Origin of the sequence: Solibacillus sp. R5-41 (assembly GCF_002736105.1) — a bacterium.
In the GTDB taxonomy this organism is placed as follows: domain Bacteria; phylum Bacillota; class Bacilli; order Bacillales_A; family Planococcaceae; genus Solibacillus.
This window is the reverse complement of sequence record NZ_CP024123.1, coordinates 2,903,380-2,925,379: the sequence shown is the minus strand read 5'-3', so window position 1 is coordinate 2,925,379 and position 22,000 is coordinate 2,903,380. Positions and strand designations below refer to the sequence as shown.

The 22,000-nt window shown below is 37.3% G+C and carries 26 protein-coding genes; 19 read left to right on the top strand and 7 right to left on the bottom strand.

Translation table 11 applies throughout. The annotated features are described in order from the left end of the window. The first annotated feature begins 2 nt into the window (after window positions 1-2). Together CSE16_RS14465 and CSE16_RS14460 are read left to right on the top strand one after the other, a co-directional pair. A complete protein-coding gene (locus tag CSE16_RS14465) occupies window positions 3-785 on the top strand; it encodes a serine hydrolase (protein ID WP_099424557.1) in 783 nt (260 codons plus the stop codon). 5 nt (window positions 786-790) lie between these two features. Further along, window positions 791-1,603 carry a C40 family peptidase gene (locus CSE16_RS14460; RefSeq protein ID WP_099424556.1) on the top strand — a complete coding sequence of 271 codons (813 nt, stop codon included), beginning with the start codon at window positions 791-793 and terminating at the stop codon, window positions 1,601-1,603. Window positions 1,604-1,974: 371 nt separating this feature from the next. Here CSE16_RS14460 and CSE16_RS14455 read toward each other — a convergent pair whose 3' ends face one another. The 4 genes from CSE16_RS14455 to CSE16_RS14440 form a co-directional block, all read right to left on the bottom strand. Beyond that, window positions 1,975-2,550 (bottom strand): hypothetical protein, encoded by a 576-nt coding sequence (locus CSE16_RS14455; RefSeq protein ID WP_099424555.1) that lies wholly within the window; start codon window positions 2,548-2,550, stop codon window positions 1,975-1,977. 15 nt (window positions 2,551-2,565) lie between these two features. Further along, window positions 2,566-3,669 (bottom strand): flavodoxin-dependent (E)-4-hydroxy-3-methylbut-2-enyl-diphosphate synthase, encoded by a 1,104-nt coding sequence (gene ispG, locus CSE16_RS14450; RefSeq protein ID WP_099424554.1) that lies wholly within the window; start codon window positions 3,667-3,669, stop codon window positions 2,566-2,568. A 128-nt stretch (window positions 3,670-3,797) separates the two neighbouring features. Continuing rightward, on the bottom strand, window positions 3,798-4,133 hold the full coding sequence (locus tag CSE16_RS14445) for a hypothetical protein (RefSeq protein ID WP_099424553.1): 336 nt from the start codon (window positions 4,131-4,133) through the stop codon (window positions 3,798-3,800). Window positions 4,134-4,361: 228 nt separating this feature from the next. Further along, the gene (locus tag CSE16_RS14440; protein ID WP_099424552.1) at window positions 4,362-4,871 is read right to left on the bottom strand and encodes a DUF1189 family protein; all 510 of its coding nucleotides are present in this window, start codon (window positions 4,869-4,871) and stop codon (window positions 4,362-4,364) included. 360 nt (window positions 4,872-5,231) lie between these two features. Here CSE16_RS14440 and CSE16_RS14435 point away from each other — a divergent pair, with 360 nt between their 5' ends. The 3 genes from CSE16_RS14435 (at window position 5,232) to CSE16_RS14425 (ending at window position 7,136) form a co-directional block, all read left to right on the top strand. Further along, window positions 5,232-5,711, top strand: a complete 480-nt coding sequence (locus CSE16_RS14435) for a DUF456 domain-containing protein (protein ID WP_099424551.1) — start codon at window positions 5,232-5,234, stop codon at window positions 5,709-5,711. Between the two features lie 206 nt (window positions 5,712-5,917). Continuing rightward, complete coding sequence (locus CSE16_RS14430) at window positions 5,918-6,523, top strand: superoxide dismutase (RefSeq protein ID WP_099424550.1); 606 nt, start codon at window positions 5,918-5,920, stop codon at window positions 6,521-6,523. Between the two features lie 175 nt (window positions 6,524-6,698). After that, a complete protein-coding gene (locus tag CSE16_RS14425) occupies window positions 6,699-7,136 on the top strand; it encodes a DUF1801 domain-containing protein (protein WP_099424549.1) in 438 nt (145 codons plus the stop codon). A 294-nt stretch (window positions 7,137-7,430) separates the two neighbouring features. Here the strand turns inward: CSE16_RS14425 and CSE16_RS14420 are convergent, their stop codons facing one another. From CSE16_RS14420 to crcB (CSE16_RS14410), 3 genes are all read right to left on the bottom strand, one after another. Continuing rightward, window positions 7,431-7,994 carry a class I SAM-dependent methyltransferase gene (locus tag CSE16_RS14420; protein ID WP_099424548.1) on the bottom strand — a complete coding sequence of 188 codons (564 nt, stop codon included), beginning with the start codon at window positions 7,992-7,994 and terminating at the stop codon, window positions 7,431-7,433. Window positions 7,995-8,083: 89 nt separating this feature from the next. Beyond that, entirely contained in the window at window positions 8,084-8,428 is a 345-nt protein-coding gene (gene crcB, locus CSE16_RS14415) for a fluoride efflux transporter CrcB (protein ID WP_099424547.1), read from the bottom strand. After that, window positions 8,425-8,793, bottom strand: a complete 369-nt coding sequence (gene crcB / locus CSE16_RS14410; protein WP_099424546.1) for a fluoride efflux transporter CrcB — start codon at window positions 8,791-8,793, stop codon at window positions 8,425-8,427. Before crcB (CSE16_RS14410) ends, crcB (CSE16_RS14415) begins: the two co-directional genes overlap by 4 nt. A 185-nt stretch (window positions 8,794-8,978) precedes the next feature. Here crcB (CSE16_RS14410) and CSE16_RS14405 point away from each other — a divergent pair, with 185 nt between their 5' ends. From CSE16_RS14405 to CSE16_RS14340, 14 genes are all read left to right on the top strand, one after another. Next, entirely contained in the window at window positions 8,979-11,189 is a 2,211-nt protein-coding gene (locus tag CSE16_RS14405; protein WP_099424545.1) for a peptidoglycan D,D-transpeptidase FtsI family protein, read from the top strand. A gap of 109 nt (window positions 11,190-11,298) precedes the next feature. Continuing rightward, window positions 11,299-11,712: a response regulator gene (locus CSE16_RS14400; protein WP_099424544.1), complete on the top strand. Its 414-nt coding sequence runs from the start codon at window positions 11,299-11,301 to the stop codon at window positions 11,710-11,712. 257 nt (window positions 11,713-11,969) lie between these two features. Further along, complete coding sequence (locus tag CSE16_RS14395) at window positions 11,970-12,932, top strand: PstS family phosphate ABC transporter substrate-binding protein (protein WP_099424543.1); 963 nt, start codon at window positions 11,970-11,972, stop codon at window positions 12,930-12,932. Between the two features lie 75 nt (window positions 12,933-13,007). Then, window positions 13,008-13,952: a phosphate ABC transporter permease subunit PstC gene (gene pstC / locus CSE16_RS14390; protein WP_099424542.1), complete on the top strand. Its 945-nt coding sequence runs from the start codon at window positions 13,008-13,010 to the stop codon at window positions 13,950-13,952. A 1-nt stretch (window position 13,953) separates the two neighbouring features. Beyond that, the gene (gene pstA / locus CSE16_RS14385; RefSeq protein WP_099424541.1) at window positions 13,954-14,832 is read left to right on the top strand and encodes a phosphate ABC transporter permease PstA; all 879 of its coding nucleotides are present in this window, start codon (window positions 13,954-13,956) and stop codon (window positions 14,830-14,832) included. 81 nt (window positions 14,833-14,913) lie between these two features. Further along, window positions 14,914-15,657, top strand: a complete 744-nt coding sequence (pstB, locus tag CSE16_RS14380) for a phosphate ABC transporter ATP-binding protein PstB (protein ID WP_253896273.1) — start codon at window positions 14,914-14,916, stop codon at window positions 15,655-15,657. A 20-nt stretch (window positions 15,658-15,677) separates the two neighbouring features. Continuing rightward, the gene (phoU, locus tag CSE16_RS14375; protein WP_099424539.1) at window positions 15,678-16,331 is read left to right on the top strand and encodes a phosphate signaling complex protein PhoU; all 654 of its coding nucleotides are present in this window, start codon (window positions 15,678-15,680) and stop codon (window positions 16,329-16,331) included. A 129-nt stretch (window positions 16,332-16,460) separates the two neighbouring features. Then, window positions 16,461-16,952, top strand: coding sequence for a sigma-70 family RNA polymerase sigma factor (locus CSE16_RS14370; protein ID WP_099424538.1), 492 nt, complete (start codon window positions 16,461-16,463; stop codon window positions 16,950-16,952). Then, entirely contained in the window at window positions 16,945-18,180 is a 1,236-nt protein-coding gene (locus CSE16_RS14365) for a hypothetical protein (RefSeq protein WP_099424537.1), read from the top strand. The genes CSE16_RS14370 and CSE16_RS14365 overlap by 8 nt, the downstream gene beginning before the upstream one ends. Before the next feature lie 95 nt (window positions 18,181-18,275). Beyond that, window positions 18,276-18,704 (top strand): GatB/YqeY domain-containing protein, encoded by a 429-nt coding sequence (locus CSE16_RS14360; RefSeq protein WP_099424536.1) that lies wholly within the window; start codon window positions 18,276-18,278, stop codon window positions 18,702-18,704. Between the two features lie 63 nt (window positions 18,705-18,767). Beyond that, a complete protein-coding gene (locus tag CSE16_RS14355; protein ID WP_099424535.1) occupies window positions 18,768-19,331 on the top strand; it encodes an NUDIX hydrolase in 564 nt (187 codons plus the stop codon). Window positions 19,332-19,677: 346 nt separating this feature from the next. Then, entirely contained in the window at window positions 19,678-20,298 is a 621-nt protein-coding gene (locus CSE16_RS14350) for a nitroreductase family protein (RefSeq protein ID WP_099424534.1), read from the top strand. A gap of 155 nt (window positions 20,299-20,453) precedes the next feature. Then, a complete protein-coding gene (locus CSE16_RS14345) occupies window positions 20,454-20,675 on the top strand; it encodes a phosphate-starvation-inducible protein PsiE (RefSeq protein WP_099424533.1) in 222 nt (73 codons plus the stop codon). 494 nt (window positions 20,676-21,169) lie between these two features. Further along, complete coding sequence (locus tag CSE16_RS14340; RefSeq protein WP_099424532.1) at window positions 21,170-21,955, top strand: hypothetical protein; 786 nt, start codon at window positions 21,170-21,172, stop codon at window positions 21,953-21,955. Window positions 21,956-22,000: the final 45 nt, after the last annotated feature.

The following is a 22,000-nucleotide window of genomic DNA, read 5'->3' as shown; positions in this document are numbered from 1 at the left end:
TCATGTATAAACAACAGTTGGCGCAGCTACTTGATCAAATTCCGTATCGTGTGCATGTTATCATCCAAGATTATCGAACGAATGAATCACTTATAGAAAAAAATACACAATCCGTTTTTTCAAGTGCGAGTGTCATTAAAGTGCCGATTTTGATGGCGGTATTACATCATCTTGAGAAAACGAATGGACAGCTTTCACAAGTTGTACCGATTACTAGTGACAATGTCGTTGATTTTAGCGTGTTAACGGAGCAAAAGCAAAAGACGGCTACGCTGCATGAGTTACTGCTGTGGATGATTATTACAAGTGATAATACGGCAACAAATATGTGTATTGATTTTATCGGGATAGAGACTTTAAATTATTATTTTCAGCAAATCGGGCTAAAATCGACGTCTGTTCAGCGGAAAATGATGGATTTTGAGCGCCAACAAAAAGGCTTTGATAATGTCACAACAGCTCGTGATATGCAGCATTTATTTCATCAAATTTATGCAGGAAAACTGCTGGCACATGAATGGAATGAAGTGGCCTTAAATATTTTATTGCGTCAACGAAGTCATGAATCGCTTAAACGATATTTAGTCGATGATGTCAAAATCGCTCATAAAACGGGTGGTTTGGACACCGTCGACCATGATGTCGGCATTGTTTTTACCGAGCAAGTGGATTATTTTATCGGCGTGTTCCTGACAGAGGTCACTGACAATGAGAAGGCGAGGCAATACATCGGTCAAATTTCAAAAATCGCATATGCGCATTTTCAAAGGGATAGGGGGAACTAAATAAAATGAATGCTCTTATTAAAGTAGCCATTGCTAATTTGCAAGCAGAACCGAATACGCAGGCGGAAATAGCGGATGAAGCGTTGTACGGTATGCCGATAGAAATAGTGGAACATGTCGATGAGAAATGGGCAAAAGTCCGCACTTTTTATCGTTATGAAGGCTATTGCTTAAAGGAAAATATTGAAGTCGATCAAGCATTAAAAAACACATGGATTGAACAAGCAAAGCATGTGGTCATTCAAAGTTTTGCAGATGTTTTAGTGAATCCAATCATTCAAAGTGCCAAAATTATCACTTTACCACGTGGTTCTTTTATTCATGTGATAGAAGATGCCGACGTAGAAACAAACTGGTCAAAAGTGCGTTTAGTTACAGGCGATATTGGTTATGTACGAAGTGATTGGGTGCAAGAACGCATGCATGTGTACACTTTAAATCAAGCTTTATTCCGTGAACAAGTAGTCGAGGCAGCCTTTAGCTATTTAGGGACTCCTTATCGCTGGGGTGGGAAAACGCCAGCTGGGATCGATTGTTCAGGACTTTGCTCGATGGCGTACATGTTAAATGGTGCGTATATTTACCGAGATGCAAAAATCGTCGACGGCTTCCCGCTAAAGGCCATCGACCAAAAAGATATGCAACGAGGGGATTTACTCTTCTTCCCAGACCACGTAGCAATGTATATTAGTGATGATTGCTACATCCATTCTTCACTTGGTGGAAATGAAGTGAATATCAACAGCTTAAACCCCGCACACGAAAATTACCGAGAAGACTTAGCTACGACGATTACTGGGGTAGGGAGTCTGTTTTAGGCCAACATGAAGTTGGATACAAAGCAGTTCTCACAGGATGTTTTGCTTACAGTTAACCAAGGAAACGCACTTTATGGCTCTATGCTATTGTGCGTTTTTTTGTGTTCGAATGAGGAAGTTTCGTGGTTTTTCACATTAAATTGTGATTTTAGAAATTAAATTTCCAACAAATATCAAAGTTTTTTAACTTAGGTTAAACATTGATTTTCACGTGTAAATTTACTATGTTCATAAAGAAGGAAGATAACAAGAAAGAGTACAAGTAATATGAAAAATAATTATCAGTTTAATCGAAACTGGATTTACAAAATCCAAAACAAAAAGAAACACCTCAAGTTCAAAATAACTTGAAGTGTTTGTTTCTTTGCGTATTAAAAGTTTCTAGAAATCCAATTATTTGCCTCTAACCAATTATTTACGCGGATGACGTTAGTTGGAACGGTTTGCTGATTATAAGGAGTATTAAATAAAATAACCGGAATGTTTAATTGTTCTGCGATTTCCACAGCGTTGTCATGCTTATCCTCGAAAAATGCCTCTACTTGATACTTTTTGGCCATCGCAATTTTATCATGCTTGCCAATCAGCTCAATATGATCGTATGGCACATCGAATGCATGGAACCAGTTTTGTGTAATTTCCAGAACATTTGTCCCGCGAGCTGAAATATAATACAGTTCATACTTCGGTTGCCACTGCTGTAAAATTTGCCGCGCATTTTCAGCCAGCTCACTTACCTCGTACATAAATGGCTCATTTTCCTTAAACCAAGCTTGGAATTCATCACGGTTAACAGGATACGGAAACCCACTTAAAAAATCATATTCTGTTACATCTGCTAATGTCATATTAATGTTATATTGCTTATTAATATGTGGAAGTAACGTAGCAGGACAAGTAACCGTCCCGTCAATATCAATGCCGAATCGATGTTTTAAAGTCGTCATTTCCTCGTCTCCTATCTACGCATTTGCTTCCGCTTCACGTTTTTTTACCATTTCATCTGCTAATTTATCAATTTCTTTTTTTAGTTCCTCTACCATAGTTTCCTCAGGCACTTTACGAACTGTTTTGCCCTTCATGAATAATAGTCCTTCACCACGTGCACCAGCAATGCCGATATCTGCTTCACGTGCTTCACCTGGTCCATTTACTGCGCAGCCAAGTACAGCTACTTTTAAAGGCACATCCAATTTAGAAATATATTCTTCTACTTCATTGGCAATAGAAATTAAATCAATTTCAATACGTCCGCAAGTTGGGCATGAAATTAACGTCGCCATATTAGAAGCTAATGCGAATGATTTTAATAATTCACGAGCTACTTTGATTTCTTCCACTGGATCAGCAGAAAGGGAAATACGTAATGTGTTTCCAATTCCTTTTGATAAAATGGCACCTAAACCAGCTGCGGATTTTACCGTACCTGCAAACAATGTACCTGACTCTGTAATCCCTAAGTGAAGCGGGTAATCGAATGCTTTAGCTGCTTTTTCATAAGCTTCAATCGCAAGGTTTACGTCAGATGCTTTCATCGACACAATAATATCGTGGAAGTCTAAGTCTTCTAAAATTTTTATGTGATGAAGTGCTGATTCGACCATTCCATCCGCTGTTGGGTAGCCATATTTTTCAAGGATATGACGCTCTAAAGAACCAGCGTTTACCCCAATACGAATTGGAATACCTTTTGCTTTTGCAGCATTGACAACCGCTTCAACTTTTTCGCGACGTCCAATATTCCCTGGGTTAATACGAACCTTATCAATGCCGCCTTCGATTGCTTTTAATGCTAATTTGTAGTCAAAGTGAATATCCGCCACAAGTGGGATATTGATTTGTTTTTTTATTTCTGGAATTGCATCTGCTGCACGCTCATCAGGAACAGCTACGCGTACAATTTGGCATCCAGCTTCTTCTAAACGTTTAATTTCAGCGACAGTCGCTTCAACATCATGTGTTTTTGTCGTACACATACTTTGAATTACGACTTCGTTATTGCCACCAATTGTTAAATTACCGACACGCACAGGACGCGTTTTTGTACGGTGAACGATTTCACTCATGAAAATTCTCTCCTTCTCAGGCTTTTGAATGTGTAGTTGAACCTACTCAACTATTCTTTTTGTAAGCCGTCACTGTCACTTATTTTATCAGTGTCTGATTGTAAGGACAAGGAAGAAACGCTACGATTTCAATTTGTGCAATTTTTTAACGGATTTGTTTGCATAGGCAATAATATTTGTTCACCTGGAACGAGTGATTGTAGTTGTAAGTGTGGGTTCAATTTATAAAATTTCGCAAGTCGATCAGGGTAGGTCATTTTTATCGGAGAAGGGGTAGCTGCAAATAAGCTGTACATCGTATCACCTTCCATTACTTGAACAGTCACATAAGTAAGTTCTTCGTCATTTTGGCAATCGGTTTTCGGCTGATAAAAGGATGCGAGTGGCAATGTGCCTTCCTGTAAATCGACCTTGATCACAAAGGCAATGGCAACGATAATGATCGAGGCAATTAAATATCGCAAAAAAATCCCTCCGTCTCTAATCAATTACGCCTCGGTGTAATTGCGTCCAGATTTTTTCGAGCTAGCTCGAAAAGTTACCCTAAAAAATCTGTGACATCCGCCGGGGCATTAACTTGATTCAGCTGGGGTTTGAACCTCCACTTGTAAAAGTAGGGGACTTCTGCTGAAACAAGTTAAACATAGAGTAAAATCTACTTTCTAATCTATATGTGAGACAGAGGGAAACATTCATTTTTTTTCGAGGGGATATTTTGTTAAAGCGAAAATAATAAACGCCATCGTAATAAAAATGCTGATGAGCGTAATAATCGTAGACGAAAACCGGAATAGACTACCAAACATAGAGAACAATGTTGCCCAAGTACTAGCAAAAACTGCCGTCCGCCAAACTTGACGATATTCACCGCGACGTTTCATTGGCTTAACTAAAAATTGCCCAGCAAGTGCGTATAAGCTAACTTTAATAAAAAAAATGGCGGTACTCATCACAAATAAAAAAACAATCGCAATCGGATAAACAATCCATTTCACGTCCGCTGCATATTGTTCAATATCACCATAGCTAAACACAGCATCAGCACCGGTAGTTACGAATTGACCAAACGAAAAAGCTGTTAGTATTGCGATAAGTAAAAAAGCATACTGCATGACTTTTCCGATAGATAGAATACGGTAAGCTCCTAATTTTTTCGGGTCGGTTAAACTATCAATAAATAATTGCATGTGAGAAATTTTCATATGTAATAGCTCCTTTGAAATGTATCTTAACATGAAAAATCATAGTTTTGTAGAGTGAGGAGGGGGAGTTAGATGGATAAGAACGCTCCCCATATTAAAAAAGCTTATGTAACTAACTGAGTGAGCTAGTTGAAGAAATTCATATGATAGTTGATATATTAATTAGTATGTCAAGGAATTGGGATTGCTAGTTCACCCTTTATTAAAATTAAAATAAGAAAACTTCCAACAACTTAATCTATAGAAGAACCCTAAAAACTGAAACTTTTCCCCAAGTTATACGTATATTTTCTAATAGCAAAGAATTTATGAAAAGTTACATAAATGCAGGTTGCAAATATTGAAAGGAAGTGTTGCCGTTTGGACATTTTAGCATGGACAATTATCATTGCGTTATTTGCCATCGCATTTATTGGACTCGTTTATCCAATCATCCCATCGGTTATTTTTTTACTAGGCGGTTTCATCGCTTACGGATTATTTTATAGCTTTGCCGATTTACCATGGTGGTTTTGGTTAATCGAAATTTTATTCGTCATTTTACTATTTGTGGCTGATACAATTTCTAATATAATCGGTGTCAAAAAGTTTGGTGGATCAAAAGCGGGCATGTGGGGAAGTACAATTGGCTTGTTAGTCGGTCCCTTTGTCATTCCATTTGCAGGAATTATAGTCGGTCCATTTTTAGGGGCCATTATTGGAGAGCTTATTGTGGAACGCACATCGATTCAACAAGCGATCAAAGTAGGAGTCGGATCGGTTATCGGATTTTTAACTTCAGTTGTTACAAAAGGTATCGTTCAAGTAATTATGATAATAATATTTATTGTTTCCATCTGAGGTGCGATTATTTGAAAAAACTATTCGCTTTGTCGTACACTGAATATGGTAAACATTACTAGATTACACGATAGAAAAGAAATACAGTGCTTCCGTCAAAAGACTGAAATGTTATATTTACTATTTTTTTCGTTGTATGGGGCGCATAAATTTGATAACCTAGTAGTGTAATCAACATTAATTTTAGTTCCAGGGAGGAATTCACAATGGCTTTTGAATTACCACAATTAACTTACGCGTATGATGCATTAGAACCACATATCGATGCAAAAACAATGGAAATTCACCACACGAAACACCACAACACGTATGTTTTAGGTTTAAACGGTGCAGTAGAAGGTACTGAATTTGAAGGCAAAGATCTTATCGAGTTAATCTCAAACATCGATGCACTTCCAGCTGACAAACAAACTCCAGTACGTAATCACGGTGGCGGACATGCTAACCACTCATTATTCTGGGAATTAATCGCTCCAGGCGGTTCAACTACTCCAGTAGGCGAAGTGGCAGCTGCAATCGATGCAAAATTCGGTTCATTTGACGCTTTCAAAGAAGAGTTTGCTAAAGCTGCAACTACTCGTTTCGGTTCAGGCTGGGCTTGGTTAATCGTTGACGGTGACTCAGTTGCTGTAACTTCAACTCCAAACCAAGACTCTCCAGTAATGGAAGGCAAAACGCCAATCCTAGGCTTAGACGTTTGGGAGCACGCTTACTACTTAAACTACCAAAACCGTCGTCCAGACTACATTGGTGCTTTCTGGAACATCGTAAACTGGGATGTAGTAGAAGCTAAATTCCAAGCTGCTAAATAATATAAATTGCTTATGCAATTTTGATTATTTCTGTATCGAAAGCGAAGCGGCAGGTACAAAATATAAGAATCATTCAAACGCATGTTAAGTATGACTTAACATGCGTTTTTTCTATGCCATATTTTCCTGTTATACTGTAAAATATGAATCAAATAATCGAAAATGAGGTGGCTCTATGTTTGAAGAATTTATCGCTGAAATAGATGAAAAATGGCATGATGCATTTGTTAAATTAATGACAACTGTAGATGAAAACTTACCTGAAGGATTTGAAAAGACACGGGATCGAAATATGATTGCTTATAGTGTACCGCTCACGACTTATCCAAAAGGTTACCATTGTACACCGGGTACACCTTTACCATTTTTAAGTATCTCACCACAAAAACGCCATTTAGCCCTTTATCATATGGGTATTTACGCCGACCCTGAGTTGTTGCACTGGTTTCAAGAGGCCTATCAAGAAATCGTACCTACGAAATTAAATATGGGGAAAAGTTGTATTCGGTGGACGTCTACAAAACATATACCGTACGAATTAATCGCAGAACTTTGCCAAAAAATGACGGTGGAACATTGGATCTCACTCTATGAACAGCAACTCGCTAAATAACGATTTTACAACAATCCTTTCAATACCAATAGAAACAGACAGGGTATTATGCCTACTGTGATGTACTAGCCTACAGAAATATTTAAGTGTTATTAAAAAAGATTAATTAAAATTTGCCGATAATACTCAATTTTTGGATAAAATAAACCTCGTATTTTGAACAAATTTTATTCAAAATACGAGGTATAAACTGTTTATCGCTATTCATTTTTATATTAGGCTTGATTATTTCGGAATACGAATATTCAACTAAAGTCGTTATTACTGTAAGTCCATTTCTTCACAAACTTTAAATTATATTGATTTCATGGCATCAACAATCAAAGAAGGAAAAGCAAGATCGTCTCCATGGTTTCGAGGGTCATACTTTTTGGAACGAAAAATTACACCATCCACACCATCCCAATTATTTTGATAAAAATGCCCTTCTTCATCACAATACTCTAGTAAATTAACCTTATATCCAACGGTTTCAAACATTTTCATCAACGTTTTATAATTGTAAACTATTTTATGACTCGCTGCTGGATGTTCTTTAGGTCCAGGGCCACCTACCTTAACTGTATTTTGGTAGGAAGAGTCAGGAAAATAGCCATCTGGTACTGCACACCGAATATACCCAGAAGGTTTTAGATATTTAAAACATATTATTGCTGCCTTTAAACCTTCTTCGTATGTAAGATGCTCCCAAACGTGTTCAGCTAGAATAGCCGAAATTGAATTTTTATCAAACCTATTTTGCCGTGTATTTTCGTCTAATAAATTTAATTCTTCTTTCTGAGTATGTAACCATCCAGGGTTATTAACATATTGTTCTGCTCCGATAACCACCTTATTAGCATTCACAATTTTATTCATTTAGTTATCGTATATTAATTCTATTAGAGGCTTTTATTATCCTTGTTCTAACAACCAACCGCCTTAGTTTGTGGACATTTCTAGCTAGTCTATTGACTTATTTGAAACCCAATAAAAGCCATTATAATGCCAATCAAAATGGAGCTTAGCAAATAAAGGAATGCCATTTTCGCCTGTTTTTTTTCAACTAATTGAATGACTTCAAATGAAAATGTGGAAAAGGTTGTAAAAGCTCCTAGAAAACCAATGACCGCAAAAAGTTGAACCGATGTTGAAAAGCCTTGTCCAACTGCAATGCCGATGAAAAATGAACCGAAACAATTAATAAAAAATGTAGCAAACGGATAGGTTGTATTAAAAGTGGTACGAATGAATTGGCTTAATCCGTAACGCGCAATGGCTCCGAAAAAGCCACCTAGTGCAACATAGATCATCTTTGTTCACCCCTTTTAGCGAATCGAAATCCATAATAACTTGCCAGTACGCAACCAATGCTACTACAACCGACATAAATAAGGGCACTTCCATACATTTGCTGCTGTAAAAACGTCAAAGCTTCTAAACTAAATGTAGAAAAGGTCGTAAAGCCGCCTAAAAAACCAGTAGTCACCCCTAATTTTAGGAGTGGACTTTTTAAGATTGTTTGGCGTAAAAGTAAATAGGCGAGCAAAAAACTCCCTACTAAATTGATACTTAATGTAATGTATGGAAAGCCGTTTGAAACGAGCATCCATTCGCTTAATGAAAAACGCAACAATGCACCGAATGCGCCACCGATTCCAACTGCTAAAAAAGCCATTTTTTCACCTCAAATGAAACATTTTATTATCATTTTGACCGAATCAATCTAAATTGGAAACCTTTATTTTTTTCAAACCGTCTTAATGTAAACTACGCCCTTTTTTCAAAGCAATCACAGTGTTATACTAATAAGACATGACTATGTTAAGTTTAAGGGATTATAAAAAGTAAGGGGAGTTTATATTGCGAAAAATACCGCAAAATCGTACATCGAATCCGAAGGCAACACATCGTGCCAGTTTAACTTTTCGAATGAACGTCCTTTTCTTTTCAATATTTGTACTGTTTTCTTTATTAATTTTCCGACTTGGCTATTTACAAATTGTCAAGGGAGACGATTATGTACGTAAATTAGAGCAAAAAGAAGAAGTACGAGTAAATACAAGTGTACCGCGGGGACGAATTTTTGACCGCTATGGCCGAATTTTAATTGACAATCAACCAGAAAATGCGATTACTTACACGAAAATGCAAACGACGAAACAAGCGGATATGCTAGAAGTTGCGAATAAGTTAGCTCATTTAATCGAACAGCCAACTGATAAAATAACACAGCGCGATAAATTGGACTTCTGGATACTACTAAATAATGAAGAAGCGAAAGCAAAAGTAACAAAAAAAGAAATGGACGAATTCCAAGAACAGCATGAAGAACTCGAAAAAAAGGAGCTCAATGCCGAGTATGACCGACGAATTCGTGAGCGGATAACAGATGCAGAGTTAGCTCAGATGACAGATTTTGACCTGGAAGTTTTAGCGATTTATCGCGAAATGATGACCGGCTATAATTTATCTCCACAAATTATTAAAGGTGAAAATGTGACGGACGATGAATTTGCACGTGTTTCCGAAAATTTAACGGACTTGCCAGGTGTGAATACGACAACGGATTGGAAGCGCGTTCGATTATCACCGTTAGCGGTTTTAGGAAGAACGACTGTGCCGAGTAAAGGGGTTCCGAAATCCGACTTAAATCACTATTTAGCACGCGATTATTCGCGAAATGATCGTGTTGGCGAAAGTTATTTTGAAGCACAATACGAAGAAATTTTACAAGGTGAAAAATCAATAGTCAAAAACTTAACGAATAAAAAAGGTCAGGTTGTCGAAACCGTTACAACATACGACGGAGAACCTGGAAAAGATTTAGTTTCTACGATTGACATTGAACTGCAACAAAAAGCGGATGAAATTTTAGAGCGCCAGTTATTAGATTTAAAGTCTAAAGGAGGATCTGAGTTATTAGATCGTGGCTTTATGGTTGCAATGAATCCAAAAACGGGTGAACTGCTTTCAGTAGTAGGAAAGAAAATCGAAAAGGATGAAGAAACAGGCAAGCCATATATTGTCGATTATTCTTATGGTACTTTTACAACGGCTTATGAAGCAGGTTCTGTAGTAAAAGCTGCGACGGTTTTAATGGGCTATAACGAAGGCGTCATTACACCGGGGACGGTTATGCTTGATGCACCAATGAAAATCGGGAATATTACACTAAATACATTATTTAATAAGAATGGCAGCGTTATGTTGGATGATTTAACAGCATTAGAGCGATCTTCCAACGTATACATGTTTAAAATTGCAATGGGTATCGGAGGAAGAACATATTCACCAGGCATGCGATTTAGTTTAGCAGATGGTACATTACAAACAATGCGCAATGAATTTGCCCAGTTTGGATTAGGTGTACCTACTGGTGTTGATTTACCTGGCGAAGCGGTTGGTTATCAGGCCGATCCTGATACGGATGTCAAATTACTAAACTTAGCGATTGGTCAGTTTGATACGTATACAACCATGCAATTAGCGCAATATATTTCGACGATTGCTAACGGTGGCTATCGTATACAGCCGCGCATGCTGAAGGAAATTCGAAAACCTTCTAAAGATGGTGAAAATTTAGGTCAAGTAGTTGAGGAAGTAACACCAACGATTTTAAACCGTATTGAAAATAGTGAAGAAGAAATTAAACATGTTCAAGAAGGCTTACGCCGCGTTTATTTTGGCTCACATGGGTCAGCACGTAAACAGTTTGCAACAGCAGATTACACAGGTGCTGGTAAAACAGGTACTGCCCAAGTAGTTTATTATGGGCCTCAAGAGGAAAAATACGGTACGGATACGATTAATATCGTCCATGTAGGATATGCACCTTTTGAAGATCCAGAAATTGCATATGCGATTATTTTCCCATGGGCAACGACGATTTTTGAGAATAACTACTTACCACATGCGAATTTAGCAGCGAGAGAATTAGTTGATGCATATTTTGAGTTAAAGCAAAAATATGCGGAGGAAGGATTGTCTTCTAGTAAAGTAGATAAACCAATCATTAAAGCTTCTGATGAAAAGCTAGATGAAGATGAAGAAGTAAAAACGGTAACTGAGTAAAATTTAATCCCGTAGTTAATAGCTACGGGATTTTTACCTTTATTTAAGAAAACCTGCTTAAAAGTAGAAAATTTTTATAGAAAGCTATTACTATATGAGGTGATTGATAATGAGAAATAAAATATCGCACGGAATCGTTTTTTTAGGTGCTATTAGTAATGCCATTATTCTAGCATCCATGAATATATCAATATGGGTGATCATTTTAACAACAGTTGTATATGTTTTTATTTTTGAATTAATTATCTATTCATTAGGACCAAGATTAGTCCGTGCTGAGCGTGAACGAAATGTCAATAAATATCCTTTTTTACGAGAATTAGTGAGCGCTAAAAAAGCGACCGTAACATTAAAGGACGGTACGATTATATATAATGCTAAGTTTGAAGGCTATGCAAAAGAAAAAGATGCAAAAACGATTTTATTACATATTGCGACGATCAAAACAAAAAAGGAACCATCTAAAATACAGGAACAAGAAATCAAACTGGCCGATATTGCTAGTGTTAAGAAAGTACAATAGAAATTTTTATGTAACTACTAGAGTCCTAAATTAAAAATCCACCACTTTGCACATACAAAGTGGTGGATTTTTAATATGCGTGAAACGAATTACCATGATAGCGGATTGGTTCCAATAACAATCTACCCCCTCTCAGTTTACAATTCGAACAATCCTTTACATATCCTTTACGAATCAAATACATCCTCTCAACAAATTATCATTATAGTGAGAACTGTAAGAAAAATTAATTTTAAAAACAAGCGGAGGAATTACAAATGAAAAAGTGGCAGTACTTAACATCAACAGCATTACTTGGATCAGCATTACTATTAGGTGCATGTGGTGGAGAAGGTGATACAACACAACCTGCAAAAACTGGTACAGATCAAGCACAAGCAGGCGATGCACAATTAGCAGGTACAGTTGCAGGTGATGGTTCATCTACGGTAGCCCCAATTACAGAAGCGTTAGTTGAAGAGTACGCAGGTGTACAGAAAGATGTACGCGTATCTGTTGGTGTATCGGGTACAGGCGGCGGATTCGAAAAATTCATCAATGGTGAAACAGATTTCTCAAATGCATCTCGCCCAATTAAAGATGAAGAAAAAGAAAAATTAGAGGCAGCAGGCATTGATTTCACAGAATTTGAATTAGCCTACGACGGTTTATCAGTAGTAATTCACCCAGAAAATACATGGGCAAAGGATTTAACAGTTGATCAATTAAAGAAAATTTGGGTTGAAGACGGCACAACAAAAAAATGGTCAGATATCGATCCTTCTTGGCCAGCTGAAGAAATCGTTTTCTACTCACCAGGAGCTGACTCAGGTACGTATGACTACTTTGATGAAGTCATTTTAGACGGTGAAGATATTGTGAAAAGTGCGACATTATCTGAAGATGACAACGTATTAGTACAAGGGATTACAGCAGATAAAAACGCGATTGGTTACTTTGGTTATGCGTATTACTTAGAAAACCAAAACAAGTTACAAGTCGTATCTGTTGATGGCGTAGAGCCGACGAACGATACAATCGAATCAGGTGAATATTCACCATTATCTCGTCCACTATTCGTTTATGTTAAAAACAGTGCAATTAAAGATAATGAAGCAGTTTATGACTTTACGAAATTCTCTTTAGAGCATGCAGGGACAATGGCTGAAGTAGTTGGTTATGTAAGTCTTCCAGAAGAAAAATATGAAGAAGGCTTAAAAACATTAGAAGGTTTAAAATAATATTGCTAGAAAAGCGTGTGGGGTAGATGTCCTGCCCCGCATTTTTTCTTCTTAACTATGGAAGGAGTTTTACCCATGACTTCTAAGCAGCAAGAGTCATCACCGATACAGCAGCTAATTGCCAAGTCTCGCAATCGCAAAGGAAAGAAAGTAATCGAAAAAATAATACCTATGGGCCTATTTTTAGCAGCATCCATTTCGGTACTTACGACTTTTGGGATTGTTTTCACATTAATATTTGAGACAGTAGAATTTTTTACTCGTGTTTCCATCACGGATTATTTATTCGGTAAGGAATGGCTTCCGTTTTCAGGTAAAGAGCCACTTTACGGAGTATTACCTCTTATAATAGGGACATTTAAAGTGACATTGATCGCCATATTAGTTGCAGTTCCATTTGGTTTAGGTGCAGCTATTTATTTAAGTGAATACGCATCAGAGCGCGTTCGCAAAACGATTAAACCAATATTAGAGGTGTTAGCAGGTGTACCGACCATTGTTTACGGATTCTTTGCATTAACATTTGTTACACCCATTTTACAAGCCATTATTCCTAGTTTAAAAATATTTAATGCAGTGAGTCCGGGGATTGTCGTTGGCATTATGGTATTACCGATGATTGCTTCGATGTCTGAAGATGCGATGAGCTCTGTCCCGAAATCGATTCGTGAAGGAGCACTTGGTTTAGGAGCTACGAAACTAGAAGTATCGTTAAAAGTCGTTTTACCAGCTGCATTATCGGGTATTATTGCATCGATTGTTCTTGCCGTATCTCGTGCTATTGGGGAAACAATGATTGTATCGTTAGCAGGCGGCTCGACACCGAGATTTGACTTTGGTGTGACGGATTCGATTCAAACGATGACAGCCTACATCGTACAAGTAACGACGGGTGATGCAGGATATGGTACGACGATTTATTACTCTATTTATGCTGTAGGTTTCACATTATTTATCTTTACATTAACAATGAACTTATTAGCTGGCTATATTTCAAAACGATTCAGAGAGGAGTATTAAAATGCGCTATTTACAACAGGAACATGTGATGAAGCGAATGAATAAACGCCTCGTATGGAATCGAGTTTGGAAAGGTGTATTTATTGCAGCAACGAGCTTTGCATTAATCGCACTGGCCATTTTATTATACCGAATCTTTTCACAAGGAATAGGCTATTTAAACTTTGACTTTCTAACAAACTTTGCATCGCGCATACCTGAAAATGCAGGGATAAAAGCGGCATTAGTTGGATCGCTCTATTTAATGTCAGTTGTAGCACCTGTTTCGATTATTTTAGGGGTAAGTACAGCCATTTATTTAGAGGAATACGCAAAGAAAAATAAATTGAATGATTTTATTCGCATGAACATTTCAAACTTAGCAGGTGTTCCTTCGATTGTATTTGGATTACTTGGTTTAACGATATTCGTTCGTATGCTCGGTATGGGGAAAAGTATTTTAGCTGCAGGACTAACAATGAGTTTGCTCATATTACCTGTTATTATCGTAGCGGCACAAGAGGCGATTCGTTCTGTACCGAAAGAGCAGCGGGAAGCTTCGTACGGGATGGGGGCTACAAAATGGCAAACGATTATTCGTGTAGTAATTCCAGCAGCCATTCCAGGAATTTTAACGGGCAGTATATTAGCATTATCACGTGCGATTGGGGAAACGGCACCGCTTGTTGTTATCGGGATTCCGGTCATTCTACAATTTTTACCGACAGGCATGCTAGACACCTTTACCGCATTACCGATGCAAATTTTCGACTGGGCAAAACGTCCACAAGAAGAGTTCCAGTACGTAGCATCAGCGGGAATTATTGTTTTAATGGCGGTACTGATCTTTATGAACTCCATTGCGGTGTTCATTCGAAATAAATTCCAAAAACGTTATTAGGAGATGGAAAAATTGGTTCAAATCTTAGAGAAACAACAGTCGAAAAGTCCAATTATTCAGCTAAATGAGCAATCTACTGTCATGGAATCGAAGGGTTTCAATCTTTGGTACGGCGAGCATCATGCGCTTAAGGATATCAATTTAGATATGAAGGAAAATGAAGTAACGGCAATTATTGGTCCTTCAGGCTGTGGGAAATCAACGTATATTAAAGCGTTGAATCGTATGGTAGAGCTTGTTCCGATTGTCCGTACAAATGGTGAAGTGAACTACCGTGGTCGCAATATTTTTGAAAAAGGCTATGAAGTAGAGGAATTGCGTACAAAAGTAGGGATGGTGTTCCAAAAGCCGAATCCGTTCCCGAAATCAATTTATGACAATATCGCCTATGGACCACGTATTCATGGGATTAAAAATAAGAAAATTTTAGACGAAATTGTTGAAAAGTCATTGCGAGGGGCAGCGATTTGGGATGAAGTAAAGGATCGTCTGAATCAAAATGCATATGGCTTATCAGGTGGTCAGCAACAGCGTATTTGTATCGCACGTTGTTTAGCGATTGAGCCAGATGTCATCTTAATGGACGAGCCAACAAGTGCACTTGACCCGATTTCAACATTAAAAGTAGAAGAGCTTGTTCAAGAAATGAAAGCAAATTATTCGATTGTCATCGTTACGCATAACATGCAGCAGGCGGCGCGTATTTCAGATAAGACTGCATTTTTCTTAAACGGCGAAGTAATTGAATTTGACCAAACCGATACAATTTTCTCAACTCCGAGTGATCAGCGTACGGAAGATTATATTTCTGGTCGATTTGGATAAGGGAAAGGTGAGTGGAAACAATGGTTCGTGAGCGTTTTGAACATGATTTAATTGCGGTACAGCAAGATTTAATGGAGCTGTGCGATAAAAGTGTCGATGCATTAGAGCTTTCATTTAAAGCATTTTTGACAAAAGATATTGATTTAGCACTGACTGTCATTGATATGGATACGCAAATTAATCATTTAGAGGAAGCGATTAATGACCGTGTGATTTTATTACTGGCTAAGCAGCAGCCGGTCGCTACGGATTTACGCCGTTTAATTGTTGTTATTAAAGCAGCGTCCGATATGGAGCGAGTAGGTGACTATGCAGTAAATATCGCGAAAGATACGATTCGAATAGGTAAAGATTCGTTTATAACAAGTGTAGAACCGATAGAAGAAATGTTCCATAAAACCGTGTCTATGCTTCGCCATATTATTGAAGCATTCATTGAAGAAAATACGGTAAAAGCAAAGGAAATTGCCGAGCTAGATGACCAGGTCGATGAATTATACGGCAGTACGATTAGTCATTTATTGAAGCTGAATGTTTCGAATGAGCATGTCGCGCAAATTACGAATTTATCGTTTATTTGCCGCTATGTAGAACGTTGTGCAGATCATGCAACGAATATCGCCGAGCATTTATTTTACTTAGTCAAAGGTAAGCATTATGAATTAAATAATTGATGGACTCGAGTATAAGAGGATTTTTCTTCTTATGCTTTTTTGTTTTTCATGTAAAATAATAGAAAATACAATTTTTTGAAACGTACAACCTGTGACAATCGTTTATCAAGTGGGAAGGGGGAGAGGGATTTGGAATTAGAGCAAATTATCGAGGAATACAGCAATCATTTATTACGACTTGCCTATTTTTATTTGAAAAATCAAGCTGCCGCGGAAGATGTCGTACAAGATGTGCTAATCAAATTTTATCAATCCAATTACGAAGAACGTGGTCAAATAAAAGCTTATTTAACGATGATGACCATTAATAAAAGCAAGGACTACTTAAAAAGCTGGGCATATAAAAAAATCCAATTACAAACGAAATGGTGGATGAAAACGTCGGACCCAGATCATGTTGTGCAGCAAGAGGAGCGTTCAAAAATTGGGGCAGCGATTTTAAAACTGCCATTAAAATATCGTGAGCCCATTATATTGTACTACTATGAAGAGCTGTCAATTCAGCGGGTAGCGGAACTGTTAGAGATACCAGAAAACACAGTGAAAACCCAATTACGACGCGCACGAGAGCAGTTAAGGCCAACATTAGAAGGGCAATGGGAGGTGCTGAATCATGAATGATTATAAACGTGCTTTAAATGAAGTGACAGGGGATATGAAAGAGAGCGAGCAACGATTAAAAAATAAATTACTGTATCACAAATCACCAAAACGAAAAAAGCCGTTTTTTCTTATTCCAGTGGGTATTTTATGTCTGTTTATGATGCTAATGGCAAGCTGGTATATGACAGAGTTCAGCGTTGATACGAAACAGGCGAGGTCAAGCATTGAAAAAAATGAGCTATTGTATGAGTTTTATGTAGCGAGTGAGCAAATCTCGTGGAGAAATAGTGATTTTAATAAAGAAAATGGCTTTTACAATTATTTACAAGCGCTCGGTGTTTTGGAACTCGCAAAAAAGTATGATCTAACATATAGCGCTGAAGAATACAAAGAGCAATTTGAAGTTTATAGCCAATACCCAGACCAAGAAAATTTAAAGCAGCAAACATTAGAGAAGGGCAATATTAGTCAAAAACAATTTAATGAGCAGCTATTATTAACGATTATTGAACTACAAATTTATCGAACAAAATTAAATGATGAATGGTATAAAAAATTTCCGGTCATGAACGATATTATTGCAAGCGAATACACAAATCAGCAAGCAACACGTTATATGGAACAGCATTTTGCAAAAGAAATCGAACAGTTTCAGCAGAAGCATCAAATTAAAGTAATGAATGATTCAAGTCAAATGCCAACAACTGGTGTCGTCGCATCGGTGAATGGAAGCATGTTTTATTTTATTGAAAATATGACAGCGCAGGAACTAACGACACTTACAGATGAACAAATTTTTAATCAACCAGAAGAAAAATACGCCTCATGGATACTTAATGGTGACGAAGTACCTGTACAAGTAGGCGATTATATTAAGTTGAAAAATTTAGGTACGAGTGTTGTTGATGAATTAAATGAGCAGGCAATTTCATTATCTGAAGACATTGAAGTACTTTTACCGAATGAGCGGGCGAGTGAAATTCAAGAAGTGACATTTGCGGATGATGCACGCCAACAAATGGAGCACTTACTTGAAAATGCAGCGTGGGAAGCCAATATGTTTATCAATATAAATTATGACAAACCATTATACATTGTCCACGTCAATGATACTTCCTATACGATTTGGGAAAATACAAGGAAACAATTAATCATTATGCCATTTGGTCAGCCTGAAGTTTGGATAATGTATCAAAGGAGTAGTAAACAATTGAAAGCATTAATCGAAGAAAATGTCACAAAGTAATTTATTCCATGTTTACTTCCGTGATACAATGTGAATGAGTAAAGTAAAAACTGATTATGATTATTCAAAATCCATAAGTAAAGGAGCAGTTAAACATGATGAAAACAGTAGTATTTGAACAATTAAAGCAAGCGATGAGAGATAAGGATGTCTTAGCAAAAGGTGTTTTAACATTAGTAAAATCGGCATTAGATTTAGCGGAAAAGGAAAAGGGTGCCGTGCTTTCTCCGGAAGAAGAAATCGCTATTATTAATCGTGAAATTAAGCAAACAAATCAATCACTTGAAGGCGCACAAAAAGCAGAGCGTGCAGATTTAATTGAAAAAGAAGAAGCGAAATTAACGATTTTAAAAAGTTTCTTACCGAAGCAATTTTCTGAAGAGGAAATCCGTTCTGCACTACAAGAAGCAGGCGTTTCAGCGGGCATGAATATGGGCGATGCAATGAAAATTGCCAAGCCATTATTAGTTGGAAAAGCAGATGGTGCCGCGATTTCAAAAGCAGTCAAAACTTTAATTTCTTAATTAGAACGAAGGTGGGCATAACTTTCTGAATCGTAATGATCATTCATACAAGGGGGGTTCCTTATGAATTTACATGACCAAATTGAATTATATGAGCCGTATAATGAGCAGGAGCAAAAGGATCGTGACATAATTTTACGTGTAATGACTACATTATCCGATGTGTTAACGCGCAATAATGAAATTCTCCATTTTACGGCATCTGCGCTCGTATTCAACCCTGCACGTACGCATGTACTCATGGTGTATCATAATATTTATCAATCATGGAGCTGGGCAGGCGGGCATGCGGATGGCGAGCCTGATTTACTAAAAGTTGCGCAAAAAGAAGTGATGGAAGAAACGGGTGTTTCAAAAGTCCATGTGATTACAGAAAATATGATTGCTTTAGATATTTTGACAGTTATAGGCCATATGAAAAATGGAAGTTATGTATCACCTCATTTACATTTCAATGCGACATACGTATTTGAAGTATCAGATGAGGAAAGTTTACACGCAAAGCTTGATGAAAATAGCGCAGTCGGTTGGATTCGAATTGACGACTTAGCCGAAAAATGCGCTGAGCAGCATATGGTGCCAGTGTATGAAAAAATCATTGAAAAAGTAAAGAAATACGAGCTTTAAACAAAAAAAGGTATTTTGACTCAAAATCAAAATACCTTTTTTACATTGTTAAGAAGAAAACTCTCATTTTTATTTACTATGAGCTAAATACACGCTTAAAGCTGATTCAGGCTTTAATTACGCCTCGGCATAATAGTTTTATGTATGTATTTACTCTTCAAAATAAACATCACGAATGCGCTTTTAATCATGAAAGCGTCTCACAAAAGCATAAAGTTCATGATAAATAAGAGGTGTATAACTGGCATTCATTCATCATCCTGTTGAAAGGGTTTAACTTCTATGGTAAAATTATCTTTAATTAAAGATAAATAGTATCGAGATAAATGAAAGTAGGGATGGAGTTATGGAATTTTCAAAATTAATCGATAAACGACGTTCGGCAAATAATTATATAAAAGGGGTCAAGCTTACAGCAGCAGATTTAAAGCCAGTCTTTGATGAAGTCAAACTCGCGCCATCAGCATTCAATCTTCAGCATACAGAATATGTAGTTATTTTGGATGAGGAAACAAAAGAAAAAATTCGTGAAGCAGCTTATGGGCAATATAAAGTACATTCCGCTTCTGGAGTTATTATAGTAATAGCGGATCGTTATGCTTATAAACAAACCGCTTGCATTAATCAAGGTATGGTAGATTTAGGTATTATAAATGAAACACAGTTACAACAAATGATCGAAGAAAATACAGCGTTTTATGAAGGGCGCGGCGAAGAATTTATGAAAGAGGAAGCGATTCGAAATGCGTCACTTTCTGCCATGATGTTCATGTTGGCTGCAAAAAATCGCGGCTTAGATACATGTCCGATGATTGGCTTTGACAAGGACAAAGTTCGTGAAATATTAGAAATTCCAGATACGCATGAAATTGCTTTAATGGTTACGATTGGTAAAGAAAAAGAGAGCAGCAGAAATTTCCGAGGTTATCGCAAGCCAACAGAAGAATTTGTATCATTTATTGAATGATCCTGAATTGCTCGAAAAAGATTTGATTTTCTCTTGCTACTAGGTTATTTGCATAAATAGGATAAAGGTTAAATTGAAATTAAAATTATTTTTACAAAACTTCATATGCCTGTGCTAAAATAACGTTGTATAAACAAAAGGGAGGCTGTTTTTAAATGGCGAAAAAAGTAAAAGAATATGCAATCGCACCTGAGCGTGTAGAAGAAGCGTTAAACGTTCGTGACCGTATGGTTATTGAATTATTAGTGCAAGTATTAGATGAGCAATTAGTAATTGAGCGCCCAGTTTTACATGAGCGTTTACAAAACTTAATCGAGCTTTCTGGGCACGATCGTGAATTAAAAGATACATTACACGGTTTAACAAAGAAACTTTAATTTAATGCATTAGGGGCTAACCCCTGATGAATTAAATTAATGCCCCCAGCGGATGTCACAGATTTTTAAGAGAGGCCTGCGTGATGCAGGTCAGTTAGCCGTTGTCGCATGGACGCGACGAACTTAGGCTAACATCCCCAATGAGCGAGCTCGAAAAAAATCTGGACGCAATTACGCCTTGGCGTAATTGATTTTTGCATCAGCGAAAAATCCCTATTTCTATAAGTTTTAGGGTGAGTGGCAAATAGGGATTGAATTCAGCGGGATTCAATCCGAAACGTAATTACATACACGCAATTTGTATGGAACGGCATCTGAATTTTGGGTGCCGTTTTTTTGCATGTGATCAAATTACACGGATACCTGAGTGGGACATTTCACATTTTTGATGTAATTCGCTTATTTTCGCTCACTTTCGGTTTGAATTGCTATTTTTCGGCGCATTACTTCGGTATACTAATTTTGTTTCATTAAAAACTGTAGGAGGGTTTCGCATGACAGAGAATATGAATACACAATTAACCGATGAGATTCTTCATTTTTTATATAGCCATTTCGCATTTCAGGCCTTACATGAGCAGGAACAGCAACAATTTATCGCCCATTTTCAACACAATGCGCAATTTAAAGAAATCGTAGTAATTGCCAGTACGTTACAAGAATCGATTGTTGAACTCGAAGCAATGATGCCTAAAATCCAAGATAAGGACGTTTTATTACCACCGGAAACCTATAGTCAATTGATGAAAGAGCAAACAATTGTATCTGATAATATTTATTATGTACCGTTTGGGCAAAAAGGAAAAATGTATTCGCCCATCGTCATTGCGCTCCAGCAATCGGATGCGATGAAAACTATGCAAGCCTTTTGTAAAGCGACAATTTTGCCGATATTTAATTTGTGTGCACGTCAACAGCGTGATTTAGTGGTTATTCCATTTGGTCAAACCGTTGGAAAGCCGCTCTATTTCCACCATGCCCACTTACAACCGCAACTTTTTTCCGATTTTATTGATGGGAATAAGGGAGGAGAGGCGCAAATTTTACCTGCATTAATGAAAGCACGGGAATTATTGCAGAAATGCCCAATTCAAAACGACGCAGAACTCATCATTATTACGGATAATCATTATACAGATGTGGCAGCCCTTTCTAAAAACGACATCGGAAAAACACTCAAACAATTACGTATCGATGTATCGGTCATTGCAATGAGTGAAAAAGACTTCGAAGACCAGCCCATCTCATTTGCCGATAAAGTATTATTTGCAGAACAATAAACTAAGCGAATCCATCATTTACGTGGATTCGTTTTTTTACGTCCA